Origin of the sequence: Bacillus pretiosus (assembly GCF_051294775.1) — a bacterium.
GTDB classification, from domain to species: Bacteria; Bacillota; Bacilli; order Bacillales; family Bacillaceae_G; genus Bacillus_A; species Bacillus_A wiedmannii.
On the sequence record NZ_JBPPHF010000002.1, the window covers coordinates 1215876 to 1233129 of the forward strand.

General features: G+C 34.8%; 15 protein-coding genes and 2 pseudogenes. 14 read left to right on the top strand and 3 right to left on the bottom strand.

Annotation, left to right across the window (positions count from 1 at the left end; genetic code table 11):
- Nucleotides 1–127 precede the first annotated feature (127 nt).
- The 8 genes from ACSG5Z_RS14575 to ACSG5Z_RS14610 all read left to right on the top strand — a co-directional run bounded on the left by ACSG5Z_RS14575 (nt 128) and on the right by ACSG5Z_RS14610 (nt 11090).
- Nucleotides 128–1984 (top strand): anaerobic ribonucleoside triphosphate reductase, encoded by a 1857-nt coding sequence (locus tag ACSG5Z_RS14575; protein ID WP_137013122.1) that lies wholly within the window; start codon nt 128–130, stop codon nt 1982–1984.
- Nucleotides 1981–2433: an anaerobic ribonucleoside-triphosphate reductase activating protein gene (gene nrdG / locus ACSG5Z_RS14580; RefSeq protein ID WP_000867068.1), complete on the top strand. Its 453-nt coding sequence runs from the start codon at nt 1981–1983 to the stop codon at nt 2431–2433. The genes ACSG5Z_RS14575 and nrdG overlap by 4 nt, the downstream gene beginning before the upstream one ends.
- Nucleotides 2434–2451: 18 nt before the next feature.
- Complete coding sequence (locus ACSG5Z_RS14585) at nt 2452–3129, top strand: response regulator transcription factor (protein WP_001044675.1); 678 nt, start codon at nt 2452–2454, stop codon at nt 3127–3129.
- A gap of 202 nt (nt 3130–3331) precedes the next feature.
- A complete protein-coding gene (locus ACSG5Z_RS14590) occupies nt 3332–4573 on the top strand; it encodes a S1C family serine protease (RefSeq protein ID WP_046957742.1) in 1242 nt (413 codons plus the stop codon).
- 79 nt (nt 4574–4652) lie between these two features.
- Entirely contained in the window at nt 4653–5066 is a 414-nt protein-coding gene (locus ACSG5Z_RS14595) for a CoA-binding protein (RefSeq protein WP_137013120.1), read from the top strand.
- Between the two features lie 374 nt (nt 5067–5440).
- Entirely contained in the window at nt 5441–7405 is a 1965-nt protein-coding gene (parE, locus tag ACSG5Z_RS14600; protein WP_001062189.1) for a DNA topoisomerase IV subunit B, read from the top strand.
- A 1-nt stretch (nt 7406) separates the two neighbouring features.
- Nucleotides 7407–9830: a DNA topoisomerase IV subunit A gene (gene parC / locus ACSG5Z_RS14605; RefSeq protein WP_435711634.1), complete on the top strand. Its 2424-nt coding sequence runs from the start codon at nt 7407–7409 to the stop codon at nt 9828–9830.
- A gap of 228 nt (nt 9831–10058) precedes the next feature.
- Nucleotides 10059–11090 carry an oxidoreductase gene (locus ACSG5Z_RS14610; RefSeq protein WP_435711635.1) on the top strand — a complete coding sequence of 344 codons (1032 nt, stop codon included), beginning with the start codon at nt 10059–10061 and terminating at the stop codon, nt 11088–11090.
- A gap of 56 nt (nt 11091–11146) precedes the next feature.
- Here ACSG5Z_RS14610 and ACSG5Z_RS14615 read toward each other — a convergent pair whose 3' ends face one another.
- Complete coding sequence (locus ACSG5Z_RS14615; RefSeq protein WP_087982129.1) at nt 11147–11590, bottom strand: VOC family protein; 444 nt, start codon at nt 11588–11590, stop codon at nt 11147–11149.
- Between the two features lie 59 nt (nt 11591–11649).
- Between ACSG5Z_RS14615 and ACSG5Z_RS14620 the strand changes: the two genes are divergently transcribed.
- The gene (locus tag ACSG5Z_RS14620; protein WP_088122823.1) at nt 11650–12618 is read left to right on the top strand and encodes a helix-turn-helix transcriptional regulator; all 969 of its coding nucleotides are present in this window, start codon (nt 11650–11652) and stop codon (nt 12616–12618) included.
- A 93-nt stretch (nt 12619–12711) separates the two neighbouring features.
- On the opposite strand, the gene ACSG5Z_RS14625 is transcribed toward ACSG5Z_RS14620, so the two are convergent.
- Nucleotides 12712–13332: a TetR/AcrR family transcriptional regulator gene (locus ACSG5Z_RS14625; protein ID WP_435711636.1), complete on the bottom strand. Its 621-nt coding sequence runs from the start codon at nt 13330–13332 to the stop codon at nt 12712–12714.
- A 137-nt stretch (nt 13333–13469) separates the two neighbouring features.
- Between ACSG5Z_RS14625 and ACSG5Z_RS14630 the strand changes: the two genes are divergently transcribed.
- From ACSG5Z_RS14630 to ACSG5Z_RS14645, 4 genes and pseudogenes are all read left to right on the top strand, one after another.
- Complete coding sequence (locus ACSG5Z_RS14630) at nt 13470–14363, top strand: ABC transporter ATP-binding protein (RefSeq protein WP_435711637.1); 894 nt, start codon at nt 13470–13472, stop codon at nt 14361–14363.
- Nucleotides 14356–15162, top strand: coding sequence for an ABC transporter permease subunit (locus ACSG5Z_RS14635; RefSeq protein WP_435711638.1), 807 nt, complete (start codon nt 14356–14358; stop codon nt 15160–15162). Before ACSG5Z_RS14630 ends, ACSG5Z_RS14635 begins: the two co-directional genes overlap by 8 nt.
- 50 nt (nt 15163–15212) lie before the next feature.
- The gene (locus ACSG5Z_RS14640) at nt 15213–15635 is read left to right on the top strand and encodes a VOC family protein (protein ID WP_435711639.1); all 423 of its coding nucleotides are present in this window, start codon (nt 15213–15215) and stop codon (nt 15633–15635) included.
- Between the two features lie 158 nt (nt 15636–15793).
- Nucleotides 15794–16219 (top strand): annotated as a pseudogene (locus ACSG5Z_RS14645) (sigma-70 family RNA polymerase sigma factor); the annotation flags it as partial.
- Here ACSG5Z_RS14645 and ACSG5Z_RS32880 read toward each other — a convergent pair.
- A pseudogene (locus ACSG5Z_RS32880) lies at nt 16191–16286 on the bottom strand (hypothetical protein); the annotation flags it as partial. The pseudogenes ACSG5Z_RS14645 and ACSG5Z_RS32880 sit on opposite strands and share 29 nt — an antisense overlap.
- Between ACSG5Z_RS32880 and ACSG5Z_RS14650 the strand changes: the two are divergent.
- Nucleotides 16256–17254, top strand: a complete 999-nt coding sequence (locus tag ACSG5Z_RS14650) for an anti-sigma factor (RefSeq protein ID WP_426934051.1) — start codon at nt 16256–16258, stop codon at nt 17252–17254. The pseudogene ACSG5Z_RS32880 and the gene ACSG5Z_RS14650 sit on opposite strands and share 31 nt — an antisense overlap.

Consider the following 17254-nt stretch of genomic DNA (forward strand, 5'->3'; position numbering starts at 1 on the left):
TAAATGAAAAATTCATTATTTCGTGAAAAAAATTTCACAGGAATGTTACATTTCTCACAGAAACACCAAGACTATATGTAGTAACATTTTAATCAAAAGACAACAACATATTGGTGGAGGGTTATAAATGTTACAACGAAATGTACGTGGAGAAGAATTAATGAGAGTGTTTGAGACGATTGTCCACGGTAGTGAGCAAGATTTAATGCAAGAAAATGCAAATGTAGATGGTCGCTCTCCAATGGGAGTAATGGGAACGTTCGCATCAGAGAGTGCGAAATATTATGCAGTTGAAAATTTATTGTCAGATCAAGTGAAAAAAGCGATAAATCAAAATATATTATATCCACATGACTTAGATTTTTATGCGACAGGAACGACGACTTGTTCGCAAATTCCGTTAGCGCAAATGCTTGCGGACGGTTTTCATACCGGACATGGGCATATGAGACAACCGCAGGATATTAAAAGTGCATTGGCTCTTTCGTCTATTATTTTTCAGGCGAATCAAAATATGCAGCACGGTGGTCAATCATTTGCACTCTTTGATATTGATTTAGCTCCATATGTGAGAAAAACAGTAGCGAGACATAAGAAACGATTACAGTCATATCCGCTTACGAAAGAACAAATAGAAGAATTTGCATGGAAAGAAACAGAAAATGATACGTATCAGGCGTGTGAAGCTTTCGTTCATAATTCAAATAGTATGCACAGTAGGGGCGGGGGACAAGTACCGTTTATTTCTATTAATTATGGAACAGACACATCAAAAGAGGGACGGTTATTAGTTAGACAACTTTTAAAAGCGACACAAGCTGGTCTTGGTAAAGGAGAAACACCAATTTTTCCGATTCAAATTTTTAAAATGAAAAAAGGTGTGAACTTTGAAGAATGTGATCCGAACTATGATTTATTTGAATTAGCGTTAGAGACAACGGCTGAACGATTATTCCCTAACTTTTCATTTTTAGATGCGCCATTTAATGCAGTGCATTATGACGGACGACCGGAAAGTGAAGTATGTTATATGGGATGTCGTACCCGTGTCATGTCTAACATACATGGAGAAGAAACAGCGATTGGAAGAGGCAATTTATCATTTACGTCTATCAACTTAGTGAAATTAGCGTTAATTAGTGGTTCAAAAGAAGCATTTTTTGAAGCGTTAAATTACTACTTAGATTTAGGGATTAAGCAATTATTAGAGAGATTTGAGTATCAATGTACGAAGCGAGCAAGAGATTTTCGATTTTTATATTCACAAGGTGTATGGCGCGGTGGAGAGAAGTTACAGCCTGAAGATTCTGTAGCATCCATTTTAAAGCAAGGGACGTTAAGTCTTGGTTTTATCGGTCTTGCGGAGTGTTTAGTAGCTTTAACAGGAAAGCATCATGGAGAAGATGAAGAATCATGGAAACTCGGGTATGAAATCATTTCCTTTATGAGAGATAAAATGGATAAAGCAACGGAAGAACATGAACTGAATTTCTCAGTAATTGCAACTCCTGCAGAAGGGTTATCAGGGAAGTTTGTGAAAAAAGATAGAGAAGAATTTGGTGTGATTAGCGGTATAACGAACCATAATTATTATACGAATTCATTCCATATCCCAGTTTACTATAGCATTCAAGCAATAAATAAAATTCGTTTAGAAGGACCTTTCCATGCTCTATGTAACGGAGGACATATTACGTATATTGAGCTAGACGGAGCAGCTATGCATAACAAACAGGCGTTAAAACAAATTGTACGAGCGATGGCAAATCATGGCGTTGGATACGGTTCAATTAATCATCCTGTTGACCGTTGTAAGTGCTGCAGTTATCACGGAGTTATTGGAAATGAATGCCCAAGTTGCGGAAATGAAGACGAAGCTAATATAGAAAGAATTCGCCGTATAACAGGTTATCTTGTAGGAGATATGTCGAAGTGGAATAGTGCGAAACGTAGTGAAGAGATGGATCGGGTGAAGCATAAATGAAAGTGATGAACATCATTCATGATAGTGTAGTAGATGGGGAAGGGTTGCGGACAGTCGTGTTTTTTGCGGGCTGTCCGCATCGTTGTTTCGGTTGCCATAATCCAAAATCGTGGAATATTTGTAATGGAACTGAAATGACAGTAGAAGAAATTGTGAACGAGATTGCAAGTAATTCATTAACTGATGTAACATTTTCAGGTGGAGATCCATTCTTCCAAGCTGCTGAAGTGAAAAAAGTAGCAAAAGCTGTGAAAGACTTGAAAAAAAATCTATGGATGTATACAGGTTATACGTTAGAAGAGATACAGAGTTCTCAAAATAATGATATGATAGAGTTGTTACATTATGGGGATGTTTTAGTCGATGGAAGGTTTGAAATCGAGAAAAAAGATTTAACACTTCCATTTCGCGGAAGCTCCAATCAACGTATTATTCGATTGAAAGAGTAAAAAGGCGGGATAGATTATATGAATAAAACAGTATTACTTGTTGAAGATGAAAGAAGATTACGTGAAATCGTTAGTGATTATTTTCGTAATGAAGGTTTTGAAGTAATCGAAGCAGAAGACGGAAAAATAGCGTTAGAATTATTTGCAGAGCATGAAATTGATTTAATTATGTTAGATATTATGTTACCAGAAATAGATGGATGGTCTGTTTGTAGACGAATTAGAAAAGAATCAGCAGTACCGATCATTATGTTGACAGCACGTTCAGATGAGGATGATACACTACTAGGGTTCGAATTAGGTGCAGATGAGTATGTAACGAAACCTTTCAGCCCGAAAGTGTTAGTAGCTCGTGCGAAGACGTTATTAAAACGCGCGGATGGTGTGGTAGGAGTAGCGGAAGAAAATGCTATGTCTTTAGCTGGAATAGAAGTGAATCGTCTATCTAGAACCGTTTTAGTAGATGGAGAAGAAATTATATTGACACATAAGGAATTTGAACTTCTTGTTTATTTAATGGAGAACAAAGGAATTGTGTTGTCACGTCAACATTTATTAGATCAGTTATGGGGATATGATTACTACGGTGATGACCGAACGGTTGATACTCATATTAAAAAACTACGAAATAAGCTAGGAGATAAAGCGAAGCATATCGGTACTGTTATTCGAGTGGGTTACAAATTTGAAGAATAACCTTTAAATTACTATGCGCTTTGGCTTTGGGATATAGCAAATTTATACTCTCTTTTGTAGGTGGAATGTACAAAAAATACTTTTCTTGTCTACAATGTTAGATAAGAGTATTTTTTTAATTGGATTTCACGATGAGTTCACAAGAAGGACACAAAACGTGACTATACTGAAAATACGAATTCACCAGAGAGGGGAAGTAAACATGGGATATTACGACGGACCAAATTTAAATGAAGAGCATAGTGAAACGAGAGAAGTGAGAAAATCAGGTAGTAAAAAAGGTTATTTTTTCACAGGTTTAGTCGGAGCTGTAGTTGGGGCTGTCACAATTAGTTTTGCGGCACCATATATGCCATGGGCTCAAAATAATGGAGCGGCTGTATCATCATTCAGTTCGGATTCAAAAGTTGAAGGTACTGTAGTTCCTGTTGTCAATAAAGCAAAAAATGAAACTGATTTACCTGGTATGATTGAAGGCGCGAAAGATGTTGTTGTAGGTGTTATTAATATGCAACAAAGTGTTGATCCATTTGCAATGCAACCGACAGGCCAAGAGCAACAAGCTGGCTCAGGATCAGGTGTTATTTATAAAAAAGCAGGAAATAAAGCGTATATTGTAACGAACAACCATGTAGTAGATGGAGCGAATAAACTTGCTGTAAAACTAAGTGATGGTAAAAAGGTAGATGCAAAACTTGTAGGGAAAGACCCTTGGTTAGATTTAGCGGTTGTAGAAATTGATGGATCTAATGTAAATAAAGTTGCCACTTTAGGTGATTCAAGTAAACTTCGTGCGGGTGAAAAAGCGATTGCAATTGGTAACCCACTAGGTTTTGATGGAAGTGTAACGGAAGGTATTATTAGTAGCAAAGAACGTGAAATTCCAGTAGATATCGATGGCGATAAGCGTGCAGATTGGAATGCTCAAGTTATTCAAACAGATGCAGCAATTAACCCAGGTAATAGTGGTGGTGCGTTGTTTAATCAAAATGGTGAAATAATTGGGATTAATTCAAGTAAAATTGCACAACAAGAAGTTGAAGGAATTGGATTTGCTATTCCAATTAATATTGCAAAGCCAGTTATTGAATCACTTGAAAAAGACGGAGTAGTGAAACGTCCAGCTCTTGGAGTAGGTGTCGTTTCATTAGAAGATGTGCAAGCTTATGCAGTAAATCAATTGAAAGTACCGAAAGAAGTAACAAACGGCGTTGTATTAGGTAAAATTTACCCAATATCACCTGCAGAAAAAGCTGGTTTAGAGCAATATGATATTGTAGTATCATTAGATGATCAAAAAGTAGAAAATTCGCTTCAATTCCGTAAATATTTATATGAAAAGAAAAAAGTAGGCGAGAAAGTAGAAGTTACATTCTATCGTAACGGTCAAAAAATGACGAAAACAGCTACTTTAGCAGATAATTCAGCTACAAAGAATCAATAATTGAAATAAAAGAAAGTCTCTTTCATATTGAAAGAGACTTTCTTTATCGGCTATACTAAAGGAATAGGAGGGATAAATTATGACAATTGAAAACCCAACTCGTACGGAAATTGGTGAAGTATTAAAGAAAAGCAAAACGATTGCAGTTGTTGGATTATCGGATAAGCCAGAACGTACATCGTATATGGTTTCAAAAGCAATGCAAGATGCGGGGTATCGCATTATTCCAGTAAACCCAACAGTAGATGAGGTGCTTGGAGAAAAAGCAGTTTCTTCACTAAAGGATATTAAGGAACATGTTGATATTGTAAATGTATTCCGTCGTTCAGAATTTTTAATGGATGTTGCGAAAGAGTTTGTAGAGATTGATGCAGATATTTTTTGGGCACAATTAGGAGTACAAGATGAAGATACATATAAACTTTTGCAAGAAAAAGGCTATACTGTAATAATGGATCGTTGCATTAAAGTAGAACATGCGATGACAAAATAGTATAGGTTTTAAAGAGAGAAAGATTGATTCAGCCCTCTTTATAAATAAGTAGGGCCGATGAACGAGGTGTTCATCATGAGATTTTTTAAAGGCTGTTTTTGGGGATTGTTACTTGTTATCCCATTTTGGATATTGATCATTTGGATCATGATAAAGGTTTGGAATGTATAATCTTGGCATACATATCCATTTCTCGTTGACAAACGATTATTTTTCTGAAATAGTAGCCTAGAGGAATCCTTGTGAAAAAACAAGGATTTTTCTATTGAAAATGGTATATAAAAGAGATAAGATAACTTGCCAAAACTATAGTCGAGGCGTTATTCTATAATAGAAACATATGTTCTGATTTGATTAGGAAAGGGGCAAGGAGTTTGGCAAAGCATCAGTTCCAATATAATGAAGATGCAATTCAAGTGCTAGAAGGACTTGAAGCCGTTCGAAAACGCCCGGGTATGTATATCGGGAGTACGGATAGCCGTGGATTGCATCATTTAGTATATGAAATAGTAGATAACTCCGTTGATGAAGCGTTAGCGGGATTTGGCGACGAAATTTCTGTCGTAATACATAAAGATAATAGTATTAGCGTTATTGATAAAGGGCGAGGAATGCCTACGGGAATGCATAAACTTGGGAAACCTACACCTGAAGTTATTTTAACTGTACTTCATGCCGGTGGTAAGTTTGGTCAAGGTGGCTATAAAACAAGTGGTGGTTTACACGGTGTTGGGGCATCAGTTGTAAATGCCTTGTCAGAATGGTTAGTAGTGACGATTAAACGTGACGGAAATATTTATGAACAACGCTTTGAAAATGGTGGTATTCCTGCAACGACACTGGAAAAGATCGGGAAGACGAAAGAGTCTGGTACGACAATACATTTTAAACCAGATACAACGATTTTCAGCACAACAAATTACAATTACGAAACATTATGTGAAAGATTACGTGAATCTGCATTCTTATTAAAAGGGATGAAAATCTCAATAAAAGATGAGCGAAATGATTTAGAAGATGTCTTTCATTATGAAACAGGAATCGAAGCTTTCGTTTCATACTTAAATGAAGAAAAAGATTCAATCCATCCGGTTGTATATTTTACTGGTGAACAAAATGGAATTGAGGCAGAGCTAGCTTTTCAATTTAACGATGGCTATTCAGAAAATATTCTTTCGTTTGTAAATAATGTACGTACAAAAGATGGTGGAACACACGAAGCTGGGTTTAAGACAGCAATGACTCGTGTGTTCAATGAGTATGCTCGTAAAGTATCGTTATTAAAAGAAAAAGATAAAAACTTAGAAGGTACAGATATTCGTGAAGGTGTAGCGGCTATCGTTTCTGTACGTGTACCAGAAGAAGTACTTCAGTTTGAAGGGCAAACGAAAGGGAAACTTGGTACAAGTGAAGCTCGTTCTTCAATTGATGCAATTGTATCTGAGCATTTAGCTTACTTTTTAGAAGAAAACCCAGATGTTGCTACACTTCTTGTGAGAAAGGCAGTTAAAGCAGCGCAGGCACGTGAGGCTGCTCGTAAAGCGAGAGAAGAAGCGCGTACTGGTAAAAAGAAAAAGAAATCAGAAGGTACATTAAGTGGTAAGTTAACACCAGCACAATCACGTAACCCGCAAAAAAATGAACTGTACCTAGTAGAGGGTGACTCTGCGGGTGGTTCCGCGAAACAAGGTCGAGACCGACGTTTCCAAGCGGTATTACCGTTACGTGGTAAAGTAATCAATACAGAAAAAGCAAAACTTGCTGATATCTTTAAAAATGAAGAAATTAATACAATCATTTACGCTATTGGCGGTGGTGTAGGGAATGAATTCGCTGTTGAAGATATTAACTACGATAAAATTGTAATTATGACCGATGCTGATACAGATGGTGCGCACATTCAAGTATTGTTACTAACGTTCTTCTACAGATATATGAAACCACTTATCGAAGCTGGCAAAGTATTTATTGCACTTCCTCCTTTATACAAAGTAAGTAAAGGAAAAGGTAAGAGTGAAGTGATTGAGTATGCATGGTCTGATGAAGAATTAGATGGTGTAACAAAAAAGGTCGGTAAAGGCTACATGCTGCAGCGCTATAAAGGACTTGGCGAAATGAATGCCGATCAATTATGGGAAACGACGATGAATCCTGAAACACGTACGTTGATTCGTGTGAAAATTGACGATGCATCAAGAGCGGAGCGCCGAGTTACGACATTGATGGGTGATAAAGTAGAACCTCGCCGTAAATGGATCGAACGAAATGTACAATTTGGTATGCAAGAAGAAGGAAACATTTTAGAAAATGAAATGATTATGGAGACGGAGGTGGAATAACATGCAGGCAGAGAAGTTTCATGACCTCCCGCTTGAAGACGTGTTAGGTGACCGCTTTGCACGTTATAGTAAATATATTATTCAAGATCGCGCGCTTCCAGATGCGCGTGACGGTTTAAAACCGGTACAAAGACGTATTTTATATTCTATGTATGTAGAAGGAAATGTACATGATAAAGCATTTCGTAAATCAGCTAAAACAGTTGGTAATGTTATCGGTAACTACCATCCACACGGTGATTCCTCTGTATATGAGGCGATGGTACGTTTAAGTCAAACTTGGAAAGTACGTAATGTTTTAGTTGAAATGCATGGTAATAATGGTAGTGTGGATGGCGATCCAGCAGCGGCAATGCGTTATACGGAAGCACGATTATCACCAATCGCATCTGAGTTATTGCGTGATCTCGATAAAGAAACAGTAGAATTCGTGTCAAATTTCGATGATACGAGTGAAGAACCTGTTGTACTTCCAGCGATGTTCCCGAACTTATTAGTGAACGGATCGACAGGAATTTCAGCTGGTTATGCAACAGAAATTCCTCCGCATCACCTTGGGGAAGTAATTGATGCGACGATGATGCGTATTGATAAGCCGAATAGCACTGTTGATGATTTATTAACAGTTATGAAAGGACCAGATTTCCCGACAGGTGGTATTATTCAGGGGATTGATGGTATCAAAAAAGCGTATGAAACAGGAAAAGGTAAAATTATTATTCGCGGAAAAGCTGAAGTTGAAACGATCCGTGGTGGGAAGCAACAAATCGTTATTACAGAAATTCCGTATGAAGTAAATAAAGCGAACCTTGTTAAAAAAATGGATGAATTACGTCTAGATAAAAAACTAGATGGAATTGCTGAAGTACGTGATGAGACAGATCGTACAGGTCTTCGCATCGTTGTAGAGTTAAAAAAAGAAGTAAATGCTGAAGGTATTTTAAATTATTTATATAAGAACACAGATTTACAAATTCCATATAACTTTAATATGGTAGCGATAAATAATCGTCGTCCGACACTTATGACATTACCTAAGATTTTGGATGCGTATATTGGGCATCAAAAAGAAGTTGTTACGAGACGCTCACAATATGAATTAAGAAAAGCAGAAAACCGTCAACATATTGTAGAAGGTTTAAAGAAAGCATTATCGATTTTAGATGAAGTGATTGAAACAATCCGTGCTTCTAAAGATAAACGTAATGCAAAAGATAATTTAAGTACGAAATTTGGATTTACAGAAGCGCAATCAGAAGCAATTGTTTCGCTGCAACTATATCGTTTAACGAATACAGATATTACGGCGCTAGAACAAGAAGCAGACGAGCTTAATAAGAAGATTATAGAGTTACAGTCAATTTTACAAAGTGAAAAAAGACTTCTTCAAGTTATTAAAACAGATTTGAAGAGAGTCAAGAAAACATATAGTGATGATCGCCGTGCTATTATTGAAGAACAAATTGAGGAAATTAAAATCGATGTGGAAGTTATGATTCCGCAGGAAGATGTCATCGTTACTGTAACGAAAGAAGGATATGTGAAACGAACAGGTTGGCGTTCACATAATGCATCGAACGGAAAAGACTTCGGTATGAAAGAGGGTGACATCTTACTGGAGCGATTCGATACGAATACGACAGAGACAGTCCTCTTATTTACGAATAAAGGAAACTATATATATCTGCCAGTATATGAAATGCCAGAAATTCGTTGGAAAGATTTAGGTCAACACGTTGCGAATCTCGTTTCACTCGAGCGGGATGAAATGATTATTTGGGCGACCGTCGTACCGAATTTTGAAGAAGAAAAACGATTTATCGTATTTGTTACACGAAATGGTATGATTAAGAAAACAGAATTAAACCAATATAAAGTTCAGCGTTATTCAAGAGCGTTCGTCGCTGTGAATTTGAAAAAAGATGATTATGTTGTAGATATATTTGCAACAGATGGAACGAGTGATATTGTTCTTGCAACCTATGGTGCATATGCACTTATTTTCCATGAAGATGAAGTAAGTCCAGTCGGTGTAAGGGCCGCTGGTGTAAAAGCAATTAACTTAAAAGAAGATGATTATGTCGCTTCGGGTAAACCGTTACATGGTGACAAAGATCAACTTATTCTTGTTACGCAGCGAGGTGCTATAAAACGTCTAAAAGCATCAGAAATTGAGAAATCAACGAGAGCGAAGCGAGGTCTTGTTATTTTTAAAGAGTTAAAACGTAATCCATACCGTATTGTCGGTATTGAAATTGTTCGAGATGATGAACTAGTATATATGAAGACTGAGAAACATATTGTAGAAGAAATTGATCCGAAAGCGTATCGAAATAAAGACCGGTATAGTAACGGTAGTTTAGTACTAGATGTTAATGATACTGGTGAAGTTATTGAAACGTGGACAAAAAAACGACCGGAGTAAAAAAGCATCTTGCTATGAATAATGGCAAGATGCTTTTTTCTAGGCAAATTATTATGTAAATAATAATAATCTTGTTATAATAACTGAATGAAATCGTTCTCATAAAGTGGAACTTTAATCAATCGGACTTTTACGAGCAGTTGATTCCTCAACTAATTTCTTTGCTTTCGCTGAATTTTGAGGTAGGAATCTTACTGTCCGTTAAAGCGGGACAGATGGAGGGGCAACATGGAAAAAATAGGTGTAGGCATTGTAGGATTTGGATTTTCTAGTACAACATTTCACATCCCATTATTACAAACGATAGAAGAATATGATATTCGTGCTATTTTATCTTCAAAAGAAGAACTAGTGAAGCAAGCATTACCAAATGCTGAAGTTGTTGGCACAATTGAGGAATTAGTAAATCGTGCTGATATTGACTTAGTGGTCATTACTTCACCGAATACAACTCATTTTCCATATGTAAAAGAAGCAATTTCACATGGTAAGCATGTAGTTGTGGAGAAGCCATTCGTTGTTTCAATTGAAGAAGGCGAAGAACTAATTTCATTAGCAAAACAGCATAATGTGGTGTTAAGCGTGTATCATAATCGCCGTTTTGATAATGATTTCTTAACGATAAAGAAATTGTTAGAAGAAAATAGAGTAGGGAATCTATACGCATATGAAGCGCATTTCGATCGTTTTCGCCCGAATGTACGTGATCGCTGGAGAGAAAAGAATTTACCAGGATCAGGTATACTGTATGATTTAGGATCGCATTTAATTGACCAAGCATTATCATTATTTGGGAAACCAGATGCGATAAGTGCAGATGTAATCAAACAACGACCAGGTGCAGAAATTGATGATTACTTCCATGTTATACTTCACTACGGTGTTAAACGTGTCACTTTACATAGTAGCAGTTACGTAAAGCAAGAAGGTCCACACTTTACATTGCATGGAGATAAAGGTTCTATCGTGAAATACGGTATGGATTCACAGGAAGAACAATTAAAAAATGGAATGAAGCCAGGCGATAACGGTTATGGATTAGATGCTGAAGAGAATTTTGCTACTTTACATACGGAAGAAAAGCTAGAGCGTATTCCAACAGAAGTTGGCTGTTATGACATGTATTATAAAGGTGTAAGAGATAGTATAGTAAATGGTGAGAAACCACCTGTAACAGCACAAGAAGGCTTAGAAGTTATTCGACTTATTCAATTAGCGATTGAAAGTAGTGAAACCGGTAGAGTCATCACTGTAAAGTAAAAAAGACACGAATTTCGTGTCTTTTTTATTAGGAATATGTGAATATGGATAATTATTTAGTTTAATCGTTTGTCATACATTAACTGGATTTGTATGCCGTAAGGATCTTCAATAATCCCATATGCTTCACTAAATATATTTTTTTCTAGCGGAGAGATTATCTTCACATGCTTATCGGAAATTAAATTATTATAAAACCTTTGTATTTCTTCTAAATTAGCGCTTTGAATGCAAAGTGACATGTTATTTCCAACGTTATAACGTTCATTAGGCTTCATTGTATCTTCTGCTATCATTAGCTTTGTATTCCCAATTTGTAAAACAGAGTGAGCAATATGATCTTTATTTTCACTTGTAATTTTAAAAGAACTATCTCTTTTGGCCAGTTCTCCATACGTAACAATCATTAACTGCGTAGCTTCTAAATTACGTGTGTAAAAATTAATTGCCTCCTTTGCTTGCCCATTCATTGAAAGAAAAATAGCTATTTCTAATGTCATAAATATATAACTCCTTTATTAGTTAATAATTATAATATAGACTAAAAAGGTTCCAATACATGACACCTTTTTGGGAGGGAAATATGAAAAAAACGGAACGAATAAATGATATGCTTATTTTCTTAAATAATAAAAGATATTTTAATTTAAAAGATTTAATGGCTAGATATGATATTTCTAAAAGTACCGCGTTGCGAGATATTCAATCATTGGAAGAAATAGGTGTACCAATATATTCTGAACTGGGTAGAAATGGAAGTTATAAAATTATAGAAAATAGTGTGTTATCGCCAATTTATTTTAGTGTGGATGAAATGTATGCGTTATACTTTTCGATTCTTACGCTAAATGGATACAAGACAAAACCATTTAATGTAGAAAGTATTGCGCTTGAAAATAAATTTAAACATGTATTACCTGATAATGTGAGTGAAAATATTTCAATCATGGAAAGAACGCTTTCTTTTGAAGTAACAAATCATAGTAATTTTAGTCCGTTCTTAAAAGAAATTTTACAGGGGATTTTTGCTGAGCGAGTTTATCATTTAACATATTTAAAAAAAGATGAGGAAAAAGTATTGGTCGCCCAATTTATTCGAATAGAATCTAAATTTGGCCAGTGGTATGCTAAAATCTTTAATTTTGAGACAAATAATGTTCAAATAATTAGATGTGATAAAATTCTTTCTATTGAGGAAACAAGCAATACGAATCCAAAAAATCTTGAAGAGCTGTTAAGTTATCTTACAACTTTTCACAGAAAGCCGGATGCAATTGATTTTCGTGTCATTGTTAATCAAAAAGGAAAAGATATTTTTGATAAAGAGAATTATCCTTCCATGAGGATACAAAAAGAAAATGAAAATTATAGTATAACAGGCTATTTTAACAAACAAGAAGTTGAGTTTATTTCAAGTTACTTTCTGAATTTCGGTGAAACAATTATCTCAATTCAGCCAGTTATGCTAAAAGAGTTAATCTATAATAAGGTATTATCTATAAAGCAGCATTTAACTGCTTTAAGATAAAGTTAGTTTTAATCATTTTATTGACATGAAAAAGCCCTTGAGATTTAAATATCCAAAGGGCTTTTTTGTGATGGTATTTGTTCTTTAGAAACATTATTTTTCTGGGACGGACAGTCCATAAAAGAACATCGTAACGATATCTTGTATATGTTTTTCGCGATCTCCTTCAAGAAGCTGAGCCCCGAAATCATCACCTAGTTTAGTGAACATTTGAATGTATAGTAACATCATTTCTTTAGTAAGGTGAGGGTTAATTTCATTTTTTTGCTGTGCTTGTTCTAGTATTTCTAAATACCAAGGCAGGATTTTTTCGTTTTGATAACTATAAATAAACTCTCGGAGCTCTTCATCTCTTTGCATCATTTGTAGTAACATATCCGGCTGAAATAACCCACCAGTATTCATTTTTCTTACAATCATTTTTTGCATCATCTCATGAAAAGGTAATTTTTCCTCTGCAAGATCTTTATAATATTGAAATTCAGATATGATAAATTCTTGTATAAGCTCTCTAAATAACGCATCTTTACTTCCGAAATGATTATAAATGGTAACTTGAGAAACATTTGCTTTTTTTGCAATATGTTCTATTTTCACTTCATTAAATCCACGTTCTGAAAATAATAAGAAAGCCGCCTCTTTAATAGCGTGTTTTTTCTTTTCTTTCACTCTTTCAAAGCCGTTCAATGCAATCACCTCAATTAAAATATACAAGAAAAAATAATGGAAAACAATAATTTTGAAATATGGACATATAAATATTTCAAAAAGTTGTTGCGAATATGAAAGATGAGGAGTACAATAATTTTGAAATATCACATATTAAATATTTCAAAAAATGAGGTGGAATTATGATTTCAGTTCAAAATGTCACAAAACAGTTTTCAAATGGAAAAGGTTTGTTTCATATTACATTTGATGTAAAAGAAGGGGAAGTATTCGGTTACTTAGGACCAAATGGTGCTGGGAAATCCACAACGATTCGTAATTTAATGGGGTTTATAAAACCGACAGATGGTAAAGCGACAATTTTTGGATTAGATTGCTGGGATGAAGCGGCGAAAATTCAAAGAGAAGTTGGCTATCTACCAGGAGAAATTTCTTTTATTGAAGGAATGAACGGATTAGAGTTTTTAAAGCTAATGCAAGGAATGCGTGGGTTAAAGGATACGAAAAGACGAGATGAATTAATAGAACGTTTGCAATTTGATGTTAAAACACCGATTCGAAAAATGTCTAAAGGAATGAAACAAAAAGTAGGAATTGTTGCTGCTTTTATGCATGATCCGGAAGTGTTAATTTTAGATGAACCAACATCAGGACTCGATCCACTTATGCAGCAAGTGTTTATCGATTTAATATTAGAAGAAAAGCAAAGAGGGAAAACAATCCTTATGTCATCGCACATTTTTACTGAGATTGAGAGAACTTGTGACAGAGTGGCTATAATTAAAGATGGTCGCCTTGTAACGGTTGAAAATATTCATGATTTACAAAGCTTGAGACGACAGGTAATAGATGTAACCGTATCATCGCAAGAAGAGATTGAATCTCTTACACAATGTAATTTGCAATTTGAAGCGGTGAAAGGTAGAGAAGCATCGATTATTGTGCAAGGAAACTATCAAACTGTTTTACAAACACTTTCAAACTATAATGTAACGGCGCTTCAAACGAGAGCAATGGATTTAGAACATTTATTTATGCATTATTACGATAAGAAAGAAGGGGTAAAGCATGAATAAGCAATTGTTTTTAGCTAGTTTGAAAGAAACACAAAAAAGTATTTTGAGTTATGCAACTGGTGCAGCTCTATATTTATGGTTATTAATTTGGATCTTCCCTTCAATGGTATCAGCGAAAGGGTTAAATGAATTAATAAGTGCTATGCCTTATAGTGTGAAAAAAATTGTTGGAATGGAAAGTCCGATTCAAAACGTAATGGATTTTTTAGCTGGCGAATATTATAGTCTATTGTTTATTATCATATTAACAATTTTTTGTGTAACAGTTGCAACGCATTTAATTGCTCGTCATGTAGATAAAGGAGCGATGGCATACTTGCTAACAACACCTGTATCTAGAGTGCAAATTGCAATCACGCAAGCGGCTATTCTCGTATTAGGGCTACTAATCATAGTAACTGTTACGTATGTAGCGGGTATAGTAGGTGCAGAGTGGTTTCTACAAGATAATAACTTAAATAAAGAATTATTCCTGAAGATAAATATAGTCGGTGGGTTAATATTTTTAGTCGTTAGTGCGTATTCATTTTTCTTTTCTTGTATATGTAATGACGAAAGAAAGGCACTTAGCTACTCAGCAAGTTTAACTATTTTATTTTTCGTAACGGACATGGTAGGTAAATTAAGCGATAAGTTAGAGTGGATGAGAAATATATCATTATTTACGCTATTTCGTCCGAAAGAAATTGCTGAGGGAACATATAATATATGGCCAGTGAGTATAGGTTTAACTGCTGGAGCACTTTGTATTTTCATAGTAGCAATTGTAGTGTTTAGGAAAAGGGATTTACCGTTGTAAAGTAGAAAGTCCACGGATAGAGTGGGCTTTTTTTGATGAGGAGGAAATGAATGAATCATTTGTTCCGGGTTAAACTATATGTAAATGATATTGAGAAGTCATTATTGTTTTATGAAGAAGTAATTGGTTTACAGTTGTATAAAAGAAGTATGCATGCAGCACGCTTTAATCACGATCAGTTTTCTCTGTTACTAGCTACTGATTCAACATTGAGTGAAAATCACTATTTTTACAATCGAAAAGACATGAAGGGGAATGGCTTTGAACTAATTATTGTTGTCAATCGGATTGAAGAAGTATATGAACGTTGTAAAGAGAAGCGATGCACAATACAAGAAGAAATTCAAACTTATCCGTGGGAGATGCGGGGATTTAAAGTTGTCGATCCAAAGGGATATGTCCTCAGAGTTACGTATAAAAAAGGTAAACATGAAGAATGTTTACCTTTTTTATGGAAATATTCAAAAAAATGAACCTTTTTCTAGGCTCATCCGTCTAATACATGTAAAGTTAAATTTGAAGTGAGGATGAAACAGGAGGAGCAATTGTGAAAGTAATCCCTTTATATAAAATGATTGTAAAAGAAGAAACCGATGTTTCCTTAGCGAAAAAAGGTGATCATGAAGCGTTTATGGCGCTTATACATACAGAAAAAATGAAGATGTATCGTATTGCAAAGGCTATGTTACGTGATGAGACAAATATAGAGGATGCGATACAGGCAACAATTTTAAAAGCCTATGAAAATATAAAAAAATTAAAAAAAGAAGAGTTTTTTCAAACTTGGTTAATTCGAATTTTAATGAATGAGTGTAACAATATTATTAGAGCGTATAAAAAGGTAATTGTGACAGAAGAGAATGATTACAATATGAGTGCTTGTGATCAGTATGAAGATATAGATTTGTGTAATGCGATTCAATCGTTACATGAAGAATTAAGAGCTGTTACGGTTCTTTATTATTATGAAGATATGAATCAAGAGAGTATAGCAAAGCTTTTAGAAATACCAAAAGGAACAGTGAAATCGAGATTGTCACGTGCGAGGGAACAACTGCAAAAACGATTAAAGATGGAATAGGAGGTGTAAAGAGTGGATAATGAAAAATTATTTGATGAGAAATTAAAAAAGAGAATAAAAGACGAGAATGTTATAGTACCGCCAGAGTTAAATGAAAAGATTAATCGTACACTACATAATCTTCCGGTAAAAAAGAAAGGTTACAAAGTTTATATGATGGCTATAAGTGCTGCGGTTCTAACACTGTCCATTGTGTCTATGTCGGAGTTTTCTGATCAAATTTTTGCTCAAAATGGTGGGGTATTTGAATATGTAAAGAAAAAGGCGTTTTCTGATTATGAAAATGAAGAAGAAATAAAATCGAACGTAAATTATCCAGATAAAGAAAAGATTCATGAAAAGATGTTGGATTCTATTGATCATTTTAAAAATATTTCAGGACAATTTGAGGAATATTCTAGTTCGTCAAGAATCGCTACAACATACAAATATGCGATTGATACGGAGCAACAAAGAGGTATCTCTTCGAAAGAAGATAAGCTAACGAAAAAACGAACAATTATATATAACGAGGGCAAGAAAAAAGAATTTGATGATGAGAAGTATACATATAGAGAGAAGAAATGGAGCCCGAAGGAAAGAAACTATGAACTATTAAAATTAAATCCTACGGAAAGATTATTGAGAAAATCAGGTGAAAAGAAACGATATGATGACGAATATGTGGGATTTGCGAAGTATAGTATGCAATCAGAATTTGCTGAGCTATTAATCCGATATAAAGATTGGAATTATAAAGAAACGAAGTATCTTGGACTTGATTGCTACAAAATAGAAGGGACAATAAACATAGAAATGCCTGTAAGTACATCTGAAGATTTAAGAGGGAAATTTGAAATGGTTGTAGAGAAAAATACGGGGATTATGCTAAAGTTCCTTAGTTTCCACGAAGGTATGATTCAATATTCGATTACAACTGAATGGATACAAATAAACAAAGGGTTGAAAGAGAATGTATTTCAAAAGGATAGTACTAATTATGAAAAATTGAAAAATATATTAGATGAATAG

Bases quoted from the DNA above. Each gene is read 5' to 3' on its own strand.
- ACSG5Z_RS14590 (WP_046957742.1), top strand. From the start codon at position 3,332: ATGGGATATTACGACGGACCAAATTTAAATGAAGAGCATAGTGAAACG.
- ACSG5Z_RS14615 (WP_087982129.1), bottom strand. From the start codon at position 11,590: ATGACATTAGAAATAGCTATTTTTCTTTCAATGAATGGGCAAGCAAAG.
- ACSG5Z_RS14585 (WP_001044675.1), top strand. From the start codon at position 2,452: ATGAATAAAACAGTATTACTTGTTGAAGATGAAAGAAGATTACGTGAA.
- ACSG5Z_RS14630 (WP_435711637.1), top strand. From the start codon at position 13,470: ATGATTTCAGTTCAAAATGTCACAAAACAGTTTTCAAATGGAAAAGGT.
- nrdG (WP_000867068.1), top strand. From the start codon at position 1,981: ATGAAAGTGATGAACATCATTCATGATAGTGTAGTAGATGGGGAAGGG.
- ACSG5Z_RS14575 (WP_137013122.1), top strand. From the start codon at position 128: ATGTTACAACGAAATGTACGTGGAGAAGAATTAATGAGAGTGTTTGAG.
- parC (WP_435711634.1), top strand. From the start codon at position 7,407: ATGCAGGCAGAGAAGTTTCATGACCTCCCGCTTGAAGACGTGTTAGGT.
- ACSG5Z_RS14640 (WP_435711639.1), top strand. From the start codon at position 15,213: ATGAATCATTTGTTCCGGGTTAAACTATATGTAAATGATATTGAGAAG.
- ACSG5Z_RS14610 (WP_435711635.1), top strand. From the start codon at position 10,059: ATGGAAAAAATAGGTGTAGGCATTGTAGGATTTGGATTTTCTAGTACA.
- ACSG5Z_RS14595 (WP_137013120.1), top strand. From the start codon at position 4,653: ATGACAATTGAAAACCCAACTCGTACGGAAATTGGTGAAGTATTAAAG.
- ACSG5Z_RS14635 (WP_435711638.1), top strand. From the start codon at position 14,356: ATGAATAAGCAATTGTTTTTAGCTAGTTTGAAAGAAACACAAAAAAGT.
- ACSG5Z_RS14620 (WP_088122823.1), top strand. From the start codon at position 11,650: ATGACACCTTTTTGGGAGGGAAATATGAAAAAAACGGAACGAATAAAT.